Raw genomic sequence first — 19,027 nt, 5'->3', positions numbered from 1 at the left:
GATAACCAAACACAGTGATTCAGACCGATGCGGCGCTGGGCCGCCCAACCAGGCGGCGGTGCCAGGCGCAGCGCAAGGCATGTGAGACAAGATCGCGCAGGAAATGCACAGGCTGGTCTGTGCTGCCTTTGCGGAACAGCCGCCGGGTCCTGAAGATCAGGGCGCCGGCCAGATGGGCCAGTGTCGCTGCGCCAGCGTAGGCCACGCCGTGGTTCTTGGTGAAGAACCACAGGCGCGAATCGAACCAGAACGGCGGGATGCGTTTCCAGCTCTTCATGCCGGTGGAGACCGAGCCGATGTGCATGACGCGGCTTTGCGGCAGGTACACGGACAGCCAGCCCGCCCGGCGGGCGCGCAGGCACAGGTCGGTTTCTTCGAAATAGAGGAAGAACCGCTCGTCGAATCCGCCCGCGTCTTCAAAGGTGCGGTGGCGGACCATCAGGCTCGCGCCCGCCATCCAGTCCACCACCTGTGCTTCCCCGGGTTCGGGCAATGCCACGATGTAGCGGCGCAGCAGGCGTGAAATGGGACCGGTCTTCGCAGCGCCTTCGAACTCGCTGAACACGGTCGGAAAGCGGAACGCCGTCTGGTGATAGACGCCGTCTTCGCCGTGCAGGCGGCTGCCCGCAAAGCCCACCTGGGGATGGGCCTGCAGGTACTCGGCCAGCAGGCGGATGGCGCCGGGCTCCGGAAAGGCGTCGGAGTTGAGGATGTAGATGTAGTCGGGCGCCGAGCCATCGGGCAGCCCCTGGCGGATGCCGAAGTTGTTGCCGGCGCCGTAGCCGCCGTTGCGGCCCGACTGCAGCACCCGCACCCGGCTCCAGCCGCGTTCCTGCACCGCCTGGGTCAGAATTTCGTAGGAACCATCGCCCGAATCGTTGTCGACCACGGTGATGGCGCCCGCCAGCCCTTCCATTTCCTTCAATGCGGTCTCGACCGCCCGCAGCGTCAGCGCGGGCGTCCGGTAGTTGAGCACGATCGTCAGGACACGGGCGTCCGCGGGCTGGTTCATGCGTTTGCCCCAGGCCGTTCGGCCTCTTCGATGCAGGCCTTCATCAGGCTGGCCATCACGCGCACATTCGGCTCCAGCACCATGGAGTCGTGGTTGCCCGGTACTTCCAGCACGCGCAGGGCAGGCATGTGGCGGGTCCAGTCGTTGTCGGCATAGACATACTCCCGGTCCGCGGTCACCCAGCGCCCGCCGGAGACCTTCCAGTGACGGTCCAGAGGAGGGCGGAACAACACCGCAGGCCCGTTCCAGGCATGCAACTGGTAGCGGGGCAGCGCGGCCAGGAAGGCCGCCTGGATCGCTTCGTTGTTCAGCTGGTTCGCGCGGGGCTGGAGCGGCGGCGCATTCCGGTGGCGGTGCCGGTGGAGCTCCCAGCGCACGCGGTCGCGCGCCCAGGTCCACAGGAAGCCGGCACCCTTCTTGCGCATCTCGGCCAGCTTGATGATGGTCTTGTCCAGGCGACTGAGCCGCGGTCCCACGGGCAGCGGCGTGTCCAGCATCACCAGCAGGCTGATCTTTTCACCTGCGGCCTCCAGCTGGCGGGCGATTTCGTAAGCCGTGATGCCACCGCCGGAGAAGCCGCCCAGCAGGTAGGGGCCGTGCGGCTGCACCTGGCGCATCTCCGCGATGTAGTCGGCGGCGGCGGCCTCGAAGGTCTCGTGCGGCGCCTGATCGCCGTACAGGCCACGCGCCTGCAGGCCGTAAAACGGCCGGTCGGTCCCCAGCAGGCGGGCCAGGTGCCGCAGGTTCAGCACGTTGCCGAACATGCCCGCGACCAGGAAGAACGGCGTGCGTTCACCACCTTCGCCATCGTGCATGGGCACCAGGTGCACGAAGCGGCGCCGGGCGGGTGCTGCCACCTCACCGGCGGCGGGAGCGGCCTCGGCAGAGGCGCTGTCGCCGATGCGTTCGCGGATCAACGCCGCACACAGCGCGATGGTCGGAGCCTCGAACAGCACCGAGATCGGGAACTCGACCCGGTAGGCCTTCTTGATCATCGCGAACAGGCGCACCGCGATCAGCGAGTGCCCGCCCAGATCAAAGAAGCTGTCCTGCACGCCCACCTGATCGACGCCCAGCAGCTCTTCCCAGAAACCCACCAGCGTGCGCTCCACATCGTTGCCCGGCGCCACATAGGCGCTGTCGAGGTCGGGACGCTGGAACTTCTGTCCGGAGCCGGCGTCGGTCGCTGCGGCCTCGCCGGCCTTTCGCACCAGCGCGTCCAGGTTCATCGAGGTGATCACCACCTGCGGCAGGCCGGTGGCGAGCGCGCGGCCGAAGGCATCGGCGCCTTCGTGCGGCAGGATGCCCAGCGACATGGTGTATTGCAGCTGCTCCTCCGCCTGCGAGAGCTTGGCGTGCGCGCCGGCGCCCCCGGTTTCTTCGAACACCAGTTCGCGCGCATCGAGCCGGCTGACAGAGGACGAGAACCCGCCCTCCTGCAGCCGCTTGATCGAAAAGCCCTGCACCTCCACGCAGACCTCGCCCTGCGCGTCGCACAGCGTCACGTCAAAGACCGCGAACGGAGCGTCGGCGCGGTTGGGCTGGGCGTTGCGCACCCAGCTCCACACCGTGCCCGGCAAGGGGCGGTGCACATGCACCGCCTGGTACGACACCGGCACCCAGAGGTGATCGGCCTTGTAGCCATCGATCAGGTGCATGGCCCAGCCGGTGGCCAGGTCCAGCAGCGCCGGGTGCAGGAGGTAGCCCGCTGCGAGGTCTTCTTCGAAGGCCGGCGGCAGTTGCAGGCGGGCAATGCCCTCGCCGTCGCCATAGGCCACCGATTGCAGCACCCGCCAGCGCGGGCCGAAGTTAAGGTGTTCCTCCTGCGGCGAGCGCAGTCCTTCGGAATCTTCGGCACGGCGGAGCAGACAGCGGGTCTGCAGCGCGGCGGTGTCGACCCGTTGGGCCGCGGGCAGCACACCCGGTACCAGCGTGGCCTGGGCGTTGAGCTGGAAGCCCTTGCGTCCCTCAAACAGCACGTCGCTGCGCACTTCCAGCGCATAGCCCTCGTCGCTGCGCGCCAGCTTCACGCGCACCTCGCGGGTCTGGCCGTCGTTGACCTCCAGCGGGCGGAAGAAATACAGATCGCGGATCGAGAAAGCGCCGGTTTCGCCGTTGCCCCGCAAGGCCTCGGCCGCCAGCTCCAGATACCCGGTGCCGGGCAGCAAGGCCTGTCCCGCCCGGGTGCGGTGGCCGTCGAGAATCCAGCGGTCTTGGGTTTGCCAGGAGGCGGTGAACAGCCGGTGGCCCGATGCATCGAAGGTGGCCTCGTCGAGCAGCGGGCTGCCGGCCGGGTGGCGGGGTGGCGGTGCGGCTTCGCCCAGGCGGCTGGCCATGGCTTTCGCGGCCATGCCGACCTCGTTCCAGATGCCCCAGTCGATGGCCAGCACCTTGGTGCGCTGCCCTGCGCGGCTGAGCGCGTAGGCGTTGAGGTACTCGTTGGCCGCCACATAGTCGACCTGACCCGCCGGCGCGGTCACCGTGCTGGTCGAAGAGAACAGGATCAGCCGGTCGATGCTGCCATCGGGGAACAGATCGTGAAGGATCTGTACCCCGTGCACCTTGGGCGCGAACACCTCTTCGACACCGCCCGAGGTCTTGGTCATCAGCGGTCCGTCGTCCACCACCCCGGCGGCGTGGATCACCACTTCGATGCGTCCAAAACGCTGTTGCGCCTGCCCGGCAGCGGCCTGCATGTCCTTGACGTTGCAGACGTCGGCGGCGACCACCAGCACCTGGGCACCCAGGCTTTCGAGGCGACGCACCGCCAGGATGCGTTGCACCACCGGGTCCAGCGGATTGCCGCTGCGCAGCCGCGCGTCCCAGGACTCGGGCGCGGGCAAGGCCTGGCGCGCCAGCAGCACCAGGCGGGCCTGTTTGTCGCGGGCCAGGCGCTCGGCCAGCGTCAGGCCGATGCCACCCAGGCCGCCGGTGATCAGGCAGACGCAGCCCTGCGACAGCCCGGACAGTTCCTGATTGGGTGCCAAGGCCAGCGGGGCAAAGCCCAGCTCGAAGCGCTTGTCGGCCCGCCAGGCGGCCACCCGGTTGTCGGGCGCCGCAAACAGGTCTTCCAGCACGCGGTCGGCCAGCGCGTTCAAGGCGGTCGCGTCGGGCCTGGCGCGCCAGCCCTTGTCGACGGCCGGCAGCACCACATCGAGCACCGAGCAGGTCAGGCCAGGCAGTTCGCGCGGCGCCACCCGGGCCGGGCCCATGAGCGTCGCTTTTTCGGGGTAGGGCAGGGCTTCGCCACGCACCCGCGCGGCACCGGAGCTGATCACCGTCAGGTGCTGGGGCTTGGGCAGGTTTTCACCGGCCACGGCCTGCGCCAGGAACAGCAGGCTGAAAAAGCCTTGCTCCAGGTTGCGGTGGAAGAAGCTGCTGCCTGGGCGAAAGTGCTCCTCCTGCGTGACCAGCCAGGCGTGCACGATCTGCTGTGGCGGGTGGCCCGTGGCCACGAGATCGCGCAGCAGCTCGTCGTAACCCTCGCGGCCGCGCTCCGGGGCCAGCAGGTACTCGAACTCGTTCAGCCGAGCAAAGAGATCGCCCGCGCGCACCACCGTGACCCGGTGGGAAGCGCCGCGCAAGCGCTCGACCAGCCTGTCGGCGAGGCCGGCTTCGTCCGCAAACACCAGCCAGGTCTGCGGCGCGGTGCTGGCCAGGTCCTGGGTGACGTCGATCTCGATGTTGGCCTGGCGGGGGCGCCAGCGCGGCTGGTAACCCCAGGCGCCGATGTCGTCGGTGCGCACCAGCTGGGGCGCCGCTTCCGGTGCGGATCGGGCCGTGCCCGGCTCGATGAAGTAGGGCTTGCGCTGAAAGGCGTAGGTGGGCAGGGGCACGCGGTGCCGGCGGGCCTCGCCCCAGATGGGCTCCCAGTCCACCTTGACCCCGGTGGCCCACAGCCGGCCCAGGGTGCCCAGGAACCACACGTCGTCAGGGACGGCGTGTTCGGCGTGGCGCAGCGAGTTGATCACCTGGGAGGCGGGAACGCCGTTGGCCTGTGCCAGGGAGCCCAGCGCCTTGCCCGGACCGACCTCCAGGTACACCCGGTGACTCTCCTTCTTCAGGGTGGCCAGGCCCTCGGCAAAATGCACCGTGTTGCGCAGATGCCGCACCCAGTACATCGGATCGGTGGCGTCGGCGGCGCTCAGTGGCTGCCCGTCGCGGTTGGAGATGATCGGGAGCTTGGGCGGGCTCAGCCGGATGCTGCGCAGGTAGGCCTCGAAACGGCCCAGGATCGGCTCCAGCATGCGCGAGTGCGCGGCGATGTCGATCTGGATGCGTTGCGGTTCGATCTCGCGCTCGCGCAACCGGGCCTCCAGCCGGTCCAGCGCGTCCTGCGGCCCCGACACCACGCACAGTTCGGGCGCGTTGATGCTGGCCATGTCCAGGTCCTGGCCCAGCAGGCCGCGCACCTCGTCCGCGGGCAGGGGCACGCTGAGCATGCCGCCGCGTGGCACGGAGTCGAAGAGCTGTCCGCGCAGCAGCACCAGGCCGATGCAGTCCTCGAACGACATCACGCCCGCCAGGCAGGCGGCGGTGTTCTCCCCCATGCTGTGCCCCAGCAAGGCGGCGGGTTTGACTCCCCAGGACATCCACAGCAGCGCCAGCGCGTGCTCCACGATCATGATCAGCGGCAGTTGCACTGAAGGTCGCCGGAGTTTGTCGACGGCAGCGGCATGCTGCTCAGGCTCCGGCAACCACAGCGCCCGGATGTCGTAGTCCAGCTGCTTCTGCAACACGTCCAGGCCGCGGTCCATCCAGTCCTGGAACACCGGCTCGGTGGCGTAGAGCTCGCGCGCCATGCCCGCGTATTGCGCGCCGCCACCCGGGAGCAGGAACACCACCTCGGGGTCGTCCAGGTGGCTGTGGGTGAACACGCGGCGGGTGTCGCTGCCTTCGAGCAAGGTGGCGGCCTCTTCGTGGCTTTCGGCCACCAGCACGCGCCGGTGCTCGAAGGCCCGGCGCCCCTGTTTGAGCGTGAAGGCCACGTCGGCCAGCGGTTGTTCGGGGTGGGCTCTCAGGTGGGCCGCCAGGGCCTTGGCGTTGGCGTCGAGCGCCGCGCGCGAACGGCCCGACACGACCAGCAACTGGAACGGCCAGTCGGACAGATCGGAGGCTTCCCGCACCGGGGCTTCTTCGAGTACCGCGTGCGCGTTCGTTCCGCCCACGCCCAGTGAGTTGACGCCGGCACGGCGCGGCCCTTTGTGGGACAGCCAGGGGCTCAGGGTGTGGTTGACCCTGAACGGGCTGGTGTCGAAGTCGATCGACGGGTTGGGCTGCTCGTAACCCAGGCTCGGCGGAATCTCCTGGTGTTTGAGCGCCAGTGCGACCTTGATCAGGCTGGCCACGCCCGCGGCGGTGTCGGTGTGGCCGATGTTGGTCTTGACCGAACCAATGCGGCAGAAACCGGTGTCCGGGGTGGTCTCGCGGAACGCCTGCGTCAGTGCGGCCACCTCGATCGGGTCACCCAGGAAGGTGCCGGTGCCGTGGCATTCGATGTAGTCGATGGTTTCGGCGCTCACGCCCGCCACGGCCTGCGCCTCCGCGATCGCCTTGGCCTGGCCATCCACACTCGGCGCCAGATAGCCGGCCTTGGCCGCGCCGTCGTTGTTGACGGCAGTTCCCTTGATCACGGCCCAGACATGGTCGCCGTCCTTGAGCGCGTCTTCCAGCCGCCGCAGCACCACCACGCCGGCGCCAGAGCCGAACACCGTGCCCTGGGCCCGGTGGTCAAAGGCGTGGCAATGCCCGTCGGGCGAAAGGATCTCGCCCTCCTGGAAGAGGTAGCCGCGTGCGTGGGGCAGTTCGATCGTCACGCCGCCGGCCAGGGCCATGTCGCATTCCCCGAGCAACAGGGACTGGCAGGCATGGTGCGTGGCCACCAGCGAGGTCGAGCAGGCCGTCTGGATGTTGACGCTCGGACCCTTGAGATCAAAGACGTGGCTGACCCGGGTGGACAGGAAATCCTTGTCGTTGCCGGTGTGCCGCAGCAGGAACATCCCCGTGCTGGCCACCAGATCGGGGTTGGAGCAGATGTTGAAATAGAAGTAGCTGCCCATGCCGCACCCGGCATAGACCGCAATGCGGCCATCGAAGCTCTCGGGTGGGTGTCCGGCGCTTTCCAGTGCCTCCCAGGCCACCTCCAGGAACTGGCGGTGCTGCGGATCCATGATGGCCGCTTCCTTGGGGCTGAAACCGAAGAACTCGGCATCGAACTGTTCGAAGCCTTCCAGTGGCGCCGCGGCCGGCACATAGTTGCGGTGCCGCATGCGTTCCGGGCTTTCTCCGCTGGCCAGAAGCTCTGCCTCGGTCAGTCGCCGGATCGACTCGACCCCCTGACGCAGGTTCGCCCAGTAGGCCGTGGGAGTGGTTGCGCCCGGTACATGCGCCGCCAGGCCGACGATGGCAATGTCGTTCGAAGCGGCTGAAGGCGTGGTCACGCAGATCTCTCCGGTTGGGTTACCCGTCCAAACTCCTGTCCGTTAAATCATTATGGCTCCACATTTTGTTACTTCACGTGAGCGAGATCACACTTTTGGGGGATCTTCTGGCGTGGAAGCGACACCTTTTTCGGATATGTGGTCTGTGGGAGGCAAGGTGTGGAAATTGATGTCGCCCAGCACGCCGTATGCACTGCGGTCGTGCAGGACTTCGTCGACCAGTTCGACGTCGATCACGGGCGCTTCGGCGGCAAAACCGTAGACCAGCGCCATGTCGCACAGGATGTTGATGCTGCGGGGAATGCCATGGGATGCCTTGGCGATCTTGGCCGAGGCGTAGGGCGTGAACAGCTTCCGTTCCCGCCCGGCCACTTTCAGTCGATGCTCGATGTAGTCGCCAACCTCCACCGTATTCAACGGGGGAATGAAGAAATCGGCCGCCACCCGCTGGGCGAACTGCTGCAGTTCCGGTCGCCTGAGCAGGTCGCGCAACTGGGGCTGACCGACCAGCACGACCTGCAGCAACTGGTCTTTGTCGGCGTTGATGTTGGAGAGCATGCGCAGCGACTCCATCGCCGCGGGGCTGAGATTCTGGGCCTCGTCGACGATGAGGACGACCCGGTGTTTCTTGCCGTACTCGCGGATCAGGAAGCGCTGGAAGGCATCGTACCGGGCGACGGGGGAAAGGCCGTCGTAGGGCAGGTCGAATGCCAGCATGATCCACTCGGTCAGATCGGCCAGCGCGGGGTGGGTGTTGGTCACCAGGCCCACCTTGACCTCGTCGTGCAGTTCGTTGAGCAGCCGGCGGATCAGGGTCGTCTTTCCGCAGCCGATGTCGCCGCAAATGACCGTGAAACCTGCCCGGCTGCGGATCGCGTACTCCAGCATCGTGTAAGCCAGCGAATGGCGCTTGCCCATGAAAAGGAAAGCAGGGTCGGGCTGGATGGAAAAGGGCTTCTCGCGAAGGCCGTAAAAGGACTCGTACACGCTTCAGGTTACCTTGAAAAATGAAAGCGGAATCGCATCCGGATTGCTGCAGGAAAAATCCCTGACTGGAACTGGGATCTACCAGTGTCCCGCCCCGATGCCGACGGTCATTTTGATCTGAGCGTTGACATAGACCACAAGATCAAACACAAAACCCACCATCAGCACAATGATGTGCCGCGGATGAAAGATTTTCCTGGGTTGCTGGGCAATGAATCCGATGCGTTTCGTCAAATAATGCAATGGAATCCACCCGGATGGCCACCGCGGCAACTGGGAACGAATCGTTTCGTTGAGCCAGTTGTCCCGGCCGGCGGCTCTCGCCAATTCCTCGTGGCGCTGATCTGCCGGAAGTCTGTGCAGGGCTTCAAATGCTGCGGCATTGATGGCCGAGCCAATGACAATCCGGGTCTGGTGCCGGATCAATGCCGGCACGGAGCGCTCGGAAGCAAATATGTGGAAGACATCTCCGCCGTCAATCCGGGAAAAATCCTCTTCCCTGGTCATCGCATCGGTGAGAATCATCGCACGCAGAAAACCATCTTCGACCGCCAGTCCAATGGGCAGATGCAGCCGCCGAGCCCTGGCCGAAGGCATGGCGTACAAGGAGCCGCAGATGGCGGTTTTCCAGTCGTTGAGTGTTTCGCTGCTCATGGCGATGACCTTGTCCATCGCGCTGAGGTTTTCGGGGCGGTAGACAATGTCCTTGATCGGGTGCGAATTGAATGCATGCAGTCTGGGATTGGCGGTCAATCCGCGCACCAGGCGAAGCAGGCTGTCGGTCTCGGGCAGTTCAATGTCGGCATCCGTGAAAATCAGCACATCGGCGTCTTGCCGGCTCAATTCATGCACATAGCTGTTCCAGGTTCTGGATTTCCCCCCCAGCGTGAGATCCACCACCTCTATTCTGATGTGAGGGGATGTGCCTTCGGCCGATTGCGCAAATGCGCGCGCCAGCTGGACGGTGTCGTCGTTGCAGCCATTGGCGAGCACCAATAGCCGGGCATCCAGGCCTGTGACGTCCTGACGCATCAACCCGCTGAGCGTCCTGACAATGCCCTTTGCTTCGTTGTGCGCGAAAACCCCGATATCGACGCGTGTCACTTGGTTTCCTGTGGAGACGGCATGGTGTCAGTTTGCCAGTGAACGAATATTTCCGCCATGAGACATGCGCTCCGGCTATTTTTTTCCGTAGGACCGTTGGTCCGGTGGGGGGCCGGACCAGGGTCTGAAGCTGTCGCGGAGCAGAAGGCCGATGCCCGCCGGGTAGTGAAGGATGTACCGTCTCCACAGGCGGCTGGGTTCCTTCATGAGCCGGAACAGCCACTCCATCCCCATTCTTCGCATCCATTTCGGTGCCCGACCGCCCCGGGGCCCGAGAATTTCAAAACTTCCGCCCACAGGCGTGACGACCAGTTCGGGCATCAGGGACTTGAGCTTGAACGCCAGCTGGTCCCCCCGCGGAACGTTCAGCGCCAGGAATACCCAGCGCACCTGCCGCTCGCGCAACGCACCCACGAACGCGCGCACCTGTTCATCGCTCAGGTCGACTTTTCCGTTGAACAGGTAACGGCAGGCCTGCTGTGCAGCGTCGCCGTAGCGCGCCACCGTGGCGGCCGGGTTCACTCCCCCAATGATGGCGTAGGCGGGTAACCGGGGCAGGAGCAGAAAGGCATCGACCAGGTCGACGCCGGTGGTCCGCTCCGGGATGGCCCGGTTGCCGCCCCGGAACCTGGAGGCCCAGACCAGGGGCATTCCGTCCGCGGTGATGATGTCGGCTCGGACGACCAGATCCCAATAGCCGGGATCTCGCGTGAAGCGGGCGAGCATCTCGGTGTTGAGCGTGAGCAGCCATGCCCCTTCTCCCCGGGCAATGCGGTCCAGGAGGCCGTCCAGCGTCTGCTTGATGGTTGCGCGGGAAATCGGCAGCCCGCACAGGATGCAGTGGTCATTCACGTTCGGGATCCGGTGAGGCAATGCACGGGTGGAGGATTTGAGCGACTTATTTGTATTCAATGATGGTGCCGGCCACGCCCCGAAGACGGGTACTGTGGAATTTCAGCGCACCCAAGCCCTCGGCAAACTTGCCAATGACCAGGAACGCGCTGGATCGGGCCGATCCACTGCGCCAGGCCAGGCGCAGCCATTGCAGGGGATAGGCCAGCGCCAGGAGTGCGGCCCAGGGGCCGAACACGACCATGGCAATGCCAATCGACAGCGGCAGCAGAATCCCCCAGAACCAGGACCGGCGCGTTTCGTGGACCCAGTGGCGTTCGGGCGAGGCGCCGTGAAGCCAGGCGCCGGCCGCATAGGCGTGACCCGATCGCATGGTGCGTTTCCACCACTGGCCGAAACGGGTCATGGCGGCATCATGCAAAGTCATCTCGTGGTCCAGCCGATGAATGCGCCAGCCCTTCTGGCGCAGGCGAAGACACAGCTCGGGCTCTTCGCCCGCGATCATGCTGTCCCGGTAGCCATGCACGGCCTGCAGTGCCGAGGCTCTCATCATCGCGTCACCACCGCAGGTCAGGGCATCGCCGATCGGCGTGTTCCATTCCTCGTCGCACAGTCCGTTGTAGATGGAGCGTTCGGGATACCGCTCCCGGCGTCGGCCGCACACCACGGCATGGGAGGGGTGATCCTGGAGAAACCTGCTGGCTGCCGCCAGCCAGCCCTGGACGACCTCGCAGTCTCCATCCACGAACTGCACAAAGTCGACATCCGGGTGTCGCTGCAGCAGCCGCCGGAGGCCCTCGTTCCGGGCCCGTGCAGCGGTGAAGGGCCGCGAAAGATCCAGATCGACCACTTCGGCGCCCATCTCTGCCGCCATGTGATTGGATCCGTCGCTGGAGCCTGAGTCCACATAGACCGTGGCCGGCACAGCGGGCAGGAGCGACATCAGGCAGCGCCGCAGGCGGTCGCCCTCATTGCGCCCGATCACCACCACACCCAGCTTGTTGTCGTGCATGCGAAGCAGTTCCTCGATAGAGTGGCAAGCAACGCGCCAGAGCACCCTGTGCCGTCTTCCCCGCAGCCAAGTCCGAAGGACCCACAGCATTGCAAACATTCTGACATGCTCTTCCTTGGCGCGTTGGTTCAACAGTCCGGGGCAAGATCGGGCCGCCGGATGTGGCGGCCGTACGGCGCCACTATGTGTGTCAATATGGCATGCATGCATCCCCAACCGGATGGACGTCGTGGTGAAATAAAAAGTATGCTTGGCGTAAGATGTGTTTTGTAAAAAAATGAAACTTGGCTTCATCGGGGAAGGGATGCTGCCAACGCTCGATTCGCGGACAGTATTTGTGACGGCGCTAGTCTTTGGAGGCTGACCATGTCTATTTTTTCGCGCTTCATCCTGGCGTTTCTGTTGGCGGCGGTCGTTGGGCCGGTGCTTGCACAAACGGAGTCCGCCTACAAGCTGCGGCACGGCGATTCCCTGATGGTGTCTGTCTGGCGAGACGATGCCTTGAGAATGCAGGTGCGTGTGCTGCCGGACGGCAGCATTACCTTCCCGCTGGCCGGGCGTGTCGAGGTGGTGGGGTTGAGCACGCCGGAGGTCGAGGCCCGCGTGGCGGCAAAACTCAAGAAATACCTGCCCGATCCTGTCGTGACCGTGGCGATCACGGCCGCGGACGGCAATCAGGTGTATGTGCTGGGCAAAGTGATTCGCCCCGGTGCTGTTGCCCTCGTTTCGCCAGAGACCACGGTTCTGCAAATGCTCAGTCAGGTGGGCGGTCTGGACCGCTTCGCCGACGGCAATTCGATCCGGGTATTGCGTCACTCGCCGCAAGGCAACCGCATCCTTCCGGTCCGGTACGATGACCTGGTCAAGGGCAACCAGCTCGACACCAACGTGGTCCTCATGCCCGGCGACACCATTCTGGTGCCTTGATCATGAAATCCCTGCCCAATCCCTGTCTGGTGCTTGCTTGTCAGGCATTTGTCTGGCTGCCGGCAATGGCGCAAAACGCGCTGACCGTGCCTGTGGAAATCGTCAGGGTCAGCAATCCTGACCTGGCCGCAGAAAGCCGTGGCAGCGTCATGCTGTATCGACTCCATCCCCAATACACATTCCAGAGCGTTCAGGGTAACTCGCGCACCGAACTGTCTCTTGGAGGCATGATCGAACGGTCGGGAAATACCGATCTGAGTGCCAGTCGCTCTCTGCCCAGTGTTGGTCTGCTCTGGGAAAATTCCAGTCCGGTGGATGTCGTTGCGTTGCGTGCATCGCTGGAGGAGGCGTCGACCCGGGAGACCGAATTCGCCGAATTCGGGAGAGTGACGCAGGACAGCACGCAGCGGACTGCGACCCTCCGAGGCACATGGACCCGCAACCTGACGGCGGGGTCGTCTCTGGAACTGGCGGCGTCGCATGCCCGCCTGAGCTACGACAGGCCATTGCTTGTCGACTACGCGGAAACGCTCGCGTCGGCGCTTTATCGCATCGAAGCGAGTGCCAGTTCCCGCTATTCGCTCTTTGCGAGCGCTGCACGCCTGAATCCCGACGGGGGCGGCGAGGGCGCGTCGCGCAGACAGCTTGGCGTGGGCTATGAAACGGACATCAGGGACGGTCTTTCACTGAATGCGACCGCTGGCGCTGTTCGCTCCACCGCTCCGCGCAAGAAGACCGTGCCTGTTGGTGGCTTGCGTCTTACCTACCGGGGAGAACGGATCAACTATCAGGTGGCCTGGTCCAGGGATGTCAGCACAGGAGCCTCGCTGGGAGGCTATATGCGGTCTCAGGATTTCGAAGCCTCCTTGACATATCCGTTCACCGCCAGCACGTCTCTTTCCCTCGGATTCAACCGCGCCCAGTCGCTGGAGACGGACCGGGATGTCGGGACCACTGCGTATGCCCGGATCCGGTCGGAACTGACCCGGTTCTGGACATTCACCATGGGTCTGGAGCAAAGGCGGGCCATGCCTTTCGGCGGCCCCACTGCGCGAGGAAATTCGGTGGCCGTGGGTCTCGTGTACGCCCACCCCAACTTCTAAAACCTACACACGCATGTCGGCCGACTACCAACTTAGCCTCCGGGATTACCTGTCCATCGCCCGGCGCCGGGCGCTGGTGATGGCCCTGACTTTCGGTGCTGTCCTGGCGGCCTCTGTGGTGGTGGCGATGCTCTTGCCCAGGGTGTACCAGTCGACGGGAACCTTGCTGGTGGAGGGGCCGCATGTCTCAGGCGAGGTGGTGAACTCTGCCTTGCCCGGCAACGCCGAACAGCGGGTTCAAGCCTTGAGCCAGCGCATCATGACGCGGGAGAGCCTCTTGCGCATCGCTGCGGAACATCAGGTGTTTGATCCGAAGCCCGGCGTCGTGCTCAAGGACACCGATGTGGCAAACGCGATGCGGGCGAGCATTGACGTGCAAGTGCAGAGTGGAAATCTGCCAAACGGAGAACGGCCAACCAGCAACTTTGCGTTCAACGTGTCTTTTCAGCATGGCGAACCCAAGAAGGCGCTGGAAGTGACCAGTGCGTTGCTCCAGCTGTTCCTGGAAAGCAGTGTCCGGGAACGGATGCAGCAGGCGTCCCGGGCCAATGAGTTCCTGAGCCAGGAGGCCGATCGCGTCAAGTCCCAGCTGGAGGATCTGGAGCGTCGCATCGAGACATACAAGCGGACACAAGGCAGCGCAACGGAAGACGGGCAGGCGGTGGCGCTGGCAAGCATTCAAACGCTCGAGAGTGATCTTCGGGCGGCCGAGAGGGACCACCGCCAGGCGCTGGATCAGGTGCAGACCCTGACCGTCGAGCTGGCGGGCGCTCGCGCGGGTGTCCTGCTGCCCGGCACGGTGACCACACCGGGCCCCAGCGTCGCGGAACAGGACCTGGAGCGGGCGCGGTCCGAGCTGGCGCGCATTCGGGGGACATACACGGAAGACCATCCGGATGTGCTGGCACAGCGACGCAAGATCGAACTGCTCGAACGGTCTTTGCGGTCGGAGTCCTCGGTCAGCAGCCCCGCGCGCGAGGCAGCCGCGGCCCAGGCAAAGCTGGCGGTTTCCCGTCTGGAGGCGCAACTTGGCACAGCGCGCGCACGTGCCGATTTGCTGGCCAGTCAACAGTCGAGCCTGCGCAATGCCATCAACCTTCAGCGCACCAAGGTGACGCGCGCTCCGCAGGTGGAGCGCGACCTGGCCGCGCTTCAGCGCGATCACGATGCGGCGAAAGCAAAGTACGAGGATCTGCGCTCCAAGCAGATGTCGGCGCAGATCGTCCAGAACCTGGAAGGTGGGCAGCAAGGCGAGCGCTTCACCTTGCTGGAGCCACCCCTGATGCCGGAATACCCGATCAAGCCAAGCCGCAAGAAGGTTGTTGCCCTCGGGTTTTTCCTGGCGCTGGCGGCGGCGGTGGGCCTCGTGGTGCTGCTTGAAGTGATTTTTGCCCGCGTGCGGGGAGTCAACTCGTTGACTGCGCTCACCGGTCAGCGACCCATGGTGGTCATTCCGTACATCACCACCGCCAGCGAACTCCGCTCGGCGCAATTGCTGCGCACGCAGGTCATTGGTCTGTTGGCAGGCTTGGCGCTGCTCGGTCTGGTCCTGATCCATACCTTGGTTGTGCCGCTGCACACCTTGCTGATTTCATTGTTCTCCCGTCTGGACTAAGGGCAACTTGGCAAATGGAACGCATCAAGCTCGCGATTGAGAAAGCCAAGGCGGCTGAAAGTGATTCGAGCAGGTCCGATGCGCCACGCTTGCGCGACAGCAGTGACTCGGGCGTCTCGGGAGGTGATCACAAGGCGGCGGTCAGGCGCGAAGTTGCCGGCGATGACCTCGGCTCCATGCAGTATTCGAAGACGGCGGTGGTATCGCTGGACGCGATCCACCTGGAGCGCCACCGGATCATTGCGCATCAGAAGTCCCACCCGGACAGCTGGGCGTTTGACGTGCTGCGCACCCAGGTGCTGCAGAAGATGGACGAAAACGGCTGGCGGACACTGGCCATCACCTCACCGAGCGTCGAATCGGGCAAGACCGTGGTGTCCATCAACCTGGCCATCAGCATCGCGCAACTGACCAACCGGACGGCGCTGCTGGTGGATTTCGATTTGCGCCGCCCGAGCGTTGCCCGTTCCCTCGGATTGAACCGGTCCCTGTCGCTGAACGACCTGCTGAGCGAGCGCGTCGACATGGACGAAGTCCTTGTCAATCCGGGCATCGAGCGTTTTGTTGTCCTGCCGACCAACCAGCCTGTCACCGGCGCCTCCGAGGTGCTGTCTTCTTCCAGAGTGGGCAACCTGATCGGCGATTTGCGTGAGCGATACGCTGACCGCATCGTCATCTTTGACTTGCCGCCCGTTCTGGCTGCGGACGACGTGATGACCGTGCTGCCGCGCATCGATTGCGTGCTGATGGTTGTCGGCAGCGGGATGTCCACCCAGAGCGAGGTCGAAGAGGCCATGAACCGCCTTTCGAAGGCCAATCTGCTGGGCGTTGTCCTGAACAAGGACGAAGCACAGGTCCAGAACGCCTACTACTAGTCATGCACCTGACTGGCCGTGGTTCATGACTGTGACCACCATTGACCTGGGCCTGGTGCCGGACCGTCATGGCTGAGTATTTGCGGGCGCTGCTGGTGTTGATGGCCATCGGCACCGTCTTTTTCTATGCTGCCCGGGGGGCTTTTTCATCGATCCTGGGCGAGGACACGTTCAAACGCTGGCGTGCCTTGTGGATGGTGGCGACGCTCATCCTGTTTCTCTCCCACGGCATCCTGCTGTACTTCCTGATACTGGCAGTGATCCTGCTGGCCTATCGGCGCCGTGAGGCCCATCTGATGGGCATCTACTTTGTTCTGCTTTTTGTGGCGCCGCCCGCCCCGGCGGAGATTTCTGGCCTGGGTGTCATCGACCACCTCTGGGTGATCAACCACTACCGTCTGCTGGGCGTCGCCCTGTTGCTGCCTGCTGCACTGTCTCTTTTGCAGCGCAGCACCACGATCCGTCTGGGCAGTTCGCCGGTGGACTGGATGGTGCTGGGCTATCTTGTGCTGATGTCCTTGCTGGCGTTTCGCGATGGCAATGTCACCGACGGCTTGCGCTCGGTCCTGTCGCGCTGGGTCGACATCTTCCTGCCGTACTACGTGGCGAGCAGAAGCATTCGCTCCGAAGAAGGCCTGAAGCACGCCATGGCAGGCTTCCTGATGGCCGCCATGATTCTTTCCATCGTTGCGGTCTTCGAAGTGCTGCGCACCTGGAAGCTGTATTCGGCGGTGCTCGGCGCCATCGGGGTGAACCAGGGCATTTTTGGCGGCTACCTGATGCGGTCCGGCCTGCTGAGGCCCAATGCATCTGTCGGCAATTCCATTGTTCTTGGCTATGTTCTGGTGACCGCCCTGGGCTTCTTTTTCTACCTTAAGGAGTTTCTTTCCAGGCCCCTTTACCGGTTTCTGGGCGCAGCGCTCCTGATTGCGGGGATTACCGCGTCCCTGTCGCGTGGGCCGTGGGTGGGGGCGGTGCTTCTGGTGATCATCTACATCGTGACAGGCCCCAAACCCGTCAAGCATCTGTTTGCTCTGGGCTTCTGGGTGGTTGTGGCATTTCTCCTCCTGAGCCAGCTTCCCAGCGGGCAACTCCTGATCGACATGCTGCCCATCTTCGGTACCGCGGAGCAGGGCAATGTGGAATACCGTGCCAATCTGCTCACGTCCGCCTTGCCGGTCATTGAACGCCATCTGCTGCTGGGTTCAAACAATTACCTGGAGGCTCCTGAGCTGCAAGTCATGATGCAGGGCGAAGGAATCATCGATCTGGTCAATACCTATGTCGGTGTGGCCCTGTATTCCGGCATGACCGGTCTGCTGTTGTTTCTGGGCGCGTTCCTGTGCGCGCTCTACCAGGTGCGTCAAGCCATGCGAATTGCCAGAAAGCAGGGTTCAAGGGTGGCGCTCCTGGGGCGCGCGCTGTTCGCGACCGTGCTGTCCATCATGTTCATCATCTACACGGTGAGCAGCATTTCGGCCGTTCCCGTGGTGTACTGGGCGATGCTGGGCCTCTGTGTGGCCTATGCCGGTTCGGTGAGCGAGCAATCCCGCACATCCAGAGAAACACCCGTTTCTTGAGGATCAACGTGACCCATCCAACGACTGCGACCATGCCTGCACAAAACCGGTCGGCGCTGAATGCGAAGGCCCGCTCGGGCACGGCCTGGATCGTGATCGCATTCGGGTCCGGACAGGTGGTCCGCCTTGGCATGAACATCGTGCTGGCCAGGTTGCTGTTTGAGGAGGCATTTGCCCTCATGGGGCTGGTCACGGCCGTCATGACCGGTCTGGCGATGTTCTCGGACATCGGGCTTCAGCAGAACGTGACACAGAGTCCACGTGGCGACGAGCCCGACTTTCTCGATACGGCGTGGACCATGCAGGTCATCCGGGGGGGCATTCTGGCCTTGCTCGCGGCGCTGCTGGCCTGGCCCATGGCGGTGTTCTATGGCGCCAACGATCCTGCTGCGCTGGAGCTGCGGTGGTTGATTTCCCTGGTCGCATTGACGGCGTTTACCGAAGGGCTGAGGTCTCCTCGCGTCCTCACCGCGGCCAGGCACATGCATGTGGCCCAGATCACGCGCATTGAAATCGCGGTGACGATCGTCCACACGACAGTGCTTCTGTTGCTCGCCTGGTACCTGCGTTCGGTGTACGCGCTGGCGATCGCCGTCGTGCTGTCGTCTGTGCTGCACACGGTGTTGACCTATTGGTTCTTGCCAGGACCGCCTGCCCGCTTCCTGCTGGAGCCAGCCGCCGTGCACTCGATCTTCTCCTTCGGGAAATGGATCTTCCTGTCCACATTGCTGTACTTTCTGGCCATGCAAATCGACCGCCTGGCGTTTGCGGCCCTGTATCCGCTGTCCGAAGTGGGGGTCTATTCCATTGCGGCTGGCCTGGCGTTGATGGTTCCGAGCCTGGTCGGCAGTCTGCAGGCCGCCATCGTCTTTCCCTGGTACACGCGCATGCTCGAAGACGGCATGGATCTCCCGGAAGCCTTTCACAAGGCCAAGAAACCCGTGTTGGTCGTGTCGACCTTCGTGATCGTCTTGCTGATCGTCGGGGCAAAAAGCTTTTTCTCACTGGCCTACGACAGCCGCTATTCGCAGGCCGCCGTGTTTTTGCCCATACTGGCCCTTGGCGTTTGGTTCAACATTCTCGGGGGCCTGTATGGCTCCGCTTTTCTTGCCAAGGGATTGCCCAGGTGGCTCGCCCTGGTCAGTGCCGTGAAAGTCCTGTCTTTCCTGGGACTGATTGCATTGCTGTCGCGTTTCGACAGCACCATCGTCATTGCGACCATGGCGGTGTCGGTGAGCGAACTGATCTCGGCATTTGTGACCCGTTACTTCGGGTGGAAGCTGGGCCTGAAGAATCTTCGCATTGAAGGCGCCATGCTTCTGATGCTGATCGTTTCCTCCGGGCTTGGCCTGTTTCTGGTGTATCGCTTCGAGCCCATGGCCAAACTGCATCCGGTGCTGCAGCTGGCGGTGCTGGGCATCCTGGTTTCGGCGCTGTTTGCGCCGTTGCTTTTGAAATTGCTGTACCCGCTGATCAGACGGCGCTGACCTGCTCCCTTCGGGGGCCTTCGGGCGCGGATC

At 64.0% G+C, this 19,027-nt stretch carries 12 protein-coding genes; 6 read left to right on the top strand and 6 right to left on the bottom strand.

Translation table 11 applies throughout. From position 1 onward, the window contains the following. Nucleotides 1–19 precede the first annotated feature (19 nt). The 6 genes from ACS5NL_RS13195 to ACS5NL_RS13170 all read right to left on the bottom strand — a co-directional run bounded on the left by ACS5NL_RS13195 (nt 20) and on the right by ACS5NL_RS13170 (nt 11,407). The gene (locus ACS5NL_RS13195; RefSeq protein WP_439354306.1) at nt 20–1,012 is read right to left on the bottom strand and encodes a glycosyltransferase family 2 protein; all 993 of its coding nucleotides are present in this window, start codon (nt 1,010–1,012) and stop codon (nt 20–22) included. After that, the gene (locus ACS5NL_RS13190) at nt 1,009–7,452 is read right to left on the bottom strand and encodes a type I polyketide synthase (RefSeq protein WP_439354305.1); all 6,444 of its coding nucleotides are present in this window, start codon (nt 7,450–7,452) and stop codon (nt 1,009–1,011) included. The genes ACS5NL_RS13195 and ACS5NL_RS13190 overlap by 4 nt, the downstream gene beginning before the upstream one ends. A gap of 87 nt (nt 7,453–7,539) precedes the next feature. Further along, entirely contained in the window at nt 7,540–8,370 is an 831-nt protein-coding gene (locus ACS5NL_RS13185) for an ExeA family protein (RefSeq protein WP_439354303.1), read from the bottom strand. 147 nt (nt 8,371–8,517) lie between these two features. Continuing rightward, a complete protein-coding gene (locus tag ACS5NL_RS13180; protein WP_439354301.1) occupies nt 8,518–9,543 on the bottom strand; it encodes a glycosyltransferase family 2 protein in 1,026 nt (341 codons plus the stop codon). A 75-nt stretch (nt 9,544–9,618) separates the two neighbouring features. Continuing rightward, nucleotides 9,619–10,395: a WecB/TagA/CpsF family glycosyltransferase gene (locus ACS5NL_RS13175; protein WP_439354300.1), complete on the bottom strand. Its 777-nt coding sequence runs from the start codon at nt 10,393–10,395 to the stop codon at nt 9,619–9,621. 46 nt (nt 10,396–10,441) lie between these two features. After that, nucleotides 10,442–11,407 carry a glycosyltransferase family 2 protein gene (locus ACS5NL_RS13170; protein WP_439354298.1) on the bottom strand — a complete coding sequence of 322 codons (966 nt, stop codon included), beginning with the start codon at nt 11,405–11,407 and terminating at the stop codon, nt 10,442–10,444. A gap of 366 nt (nt 11,408–11,773) precedes the next feature. Between ACS5NL_RS13170 and ACS5NL_RS13165 the strand changes: the two genes are divergently transcribed. The 6 genes from ACS5NL_RS13165 (at nt 11,774) to ACS5NL_RS13140 (ending at nt 18,994) form a co-directional block, all read left to right on the top strand. Then, nucleotides 11,774–12,334: a polysaccharide biosynthesis/export family protein gene (locus ACS5NL_RS13165; RefSeq protein ID WP_439354296.1), complete on the top strand. Its 561-nt coding sequence runs from the start codon at nt 11,774–11,776 to the stop codon at nt 12,332–12,334. A gap of 2 nt (nt 12,335–12,336) precedes the next feature. Beyond that, nucleotides 12,337–13,437 carry a hypothetical protein gene (locus tag ACS5NL_RS13160; RefSeq protein WP_439354294.1) on the top strand — a complete coding sequence of 367 codons (1,101 nt, stop codon included), beginning with the start codon at nt 12,337–12,339 and terminating at the stop codon, nt 13,435–13,437. A gap of 13 nt (nt 13,438–13,450) precedes the next feature. Beyond that, entirely contained in the window at nt 13,451–15,052 is a 1,602-nt protein-coding gene (locus ACS5NL_RS13155; protein WP_439354292.1) for a GumC family protein, read from the top strand. Nucleotides 15,053–15,066: 14 nt separating this feature from the next. Beyond that, nucleotides 15,067–15,927 (top strand): CpsD/CapB family tyrosine-protein kinase, encoded by an 861-nt coding sequence (locus ACS5NL_RS13150; protein WP_439354290.1) that lies wholly within the window; start codon nt 15,067–15,069, stop codon nt 15,925–15,927. A gap of 68 nt (nt 15,928–15,995) precedes the next feature. Next, a complete protein-coding gene (locus tag ACS5NL_RS13145; RefSeq protein ID WP_439354289.1) occupies nt 15,996–17,507 on the top strand; it encodes an O-antigen ligase family protein in 1,512 nt (503 codons plus the stop codon). A 32-nt stretch (nt 17,508–17,539) separates the two neighbouring features. Beyond that, on the top strand, nt 17,540–18,994 hold the full coding sequence (locus tag ACS5NL_RS13140; protein WP_439354287.1) for an oligosaccharide flippase family protein: 1,455 nt from the start codon (nt 17,540–17,542) through the stop codon (nt 18,992–18,994). Nucleotides 18,995–19,027: the final 33 nt, after the last annotated feature.

Source organism: Hydrogenophaga sedimenti (assembly GCF_051857515.1).
Classification (GTDB): domain Bacteria; phylum Pseudomonadota; class Gammaproteobacteria; order Burkholderiales; family Burkholderiaceae_C; genus Hydrogenophaga.
The sequence above is the reverse complement of the archived record's forward strand: the minus strand, read 5'-3'. Positions and strand labels throughout refer to the sequence as shown.

What these genes read in the sequence shown, in the direction of transcription:
- ACS5NL_RS13195 (WP_439354306.1), bottom strand. Translation starts at nt 1,012, where the DNA reads ATGAACCAGCCCGCGGACGCCCGTGTCCTGACGATCGTGCTCAACTAC.
- ACS5NL_RS13185 (WP_439354303.1), bottom strand. Translation starts at nt 8,370, where the DNA reads ATGGGCAAGCGCCATTCGCTGGCTTACACGATGCTGGAGTACGCGATC.
- ACS5NL_RS13170 (WP_439354298.1), bottom strand. Translation starts at nt 11,407, where the DNA reads ATGCACGACAACAAGCTGGGTGTGGTGGTGATCGGGCGCAATGAGGGC.
- ACS5NL_RS13165 (WP_439354296.1), top strand. Translation starts at nt 11,774, where the DNA reads ATGTCTATTTTTTCGCGCTTCATCCTGGCGTTTCTGTTGGCGGCGGTC.
- ACS5NL_RS13160 (WP_439354294.1), top strand. Translation starts at nt 12,337, where the DNA reads ATGAAATCCCTGCCCAATCCCTGTCTGGTGCTTGCTTGTCAGGCATTT.
- ACS5NL_RS13155 (WP_439354292.1), top strand. Translation starts at nt 13,451, where the DNA reads ATGTCGGCCGACTACCAACTTAGCCTCCGGGATTACCTGTCCATCGCC.
- ACS5NL_RS13150 (WP_439354290.1), top strand. Translation starts at nt 15,067, where the DNA reads ATGGAACGCATCAAGCTCGCGATTGAGAAAGCCAAGGCGGCTGAAAGT.
- ACS5NL_RS13145 (WP_439354289.1), top strand. Translation starts at nt 15,996, where the DNA reads ATGGCTGAGTATTTGCGGGCGCTGCTGGTGTTGATGGCCATCGGCACC.
- ACS5NL_RS13140 (WP_439354287.1), top strand. Translation starts at nt 17,540, where the DNA reads ATGCCTGCACAAAACCGGTCGGCGCTGAATGCGAAGGCCCGCTCGGGC.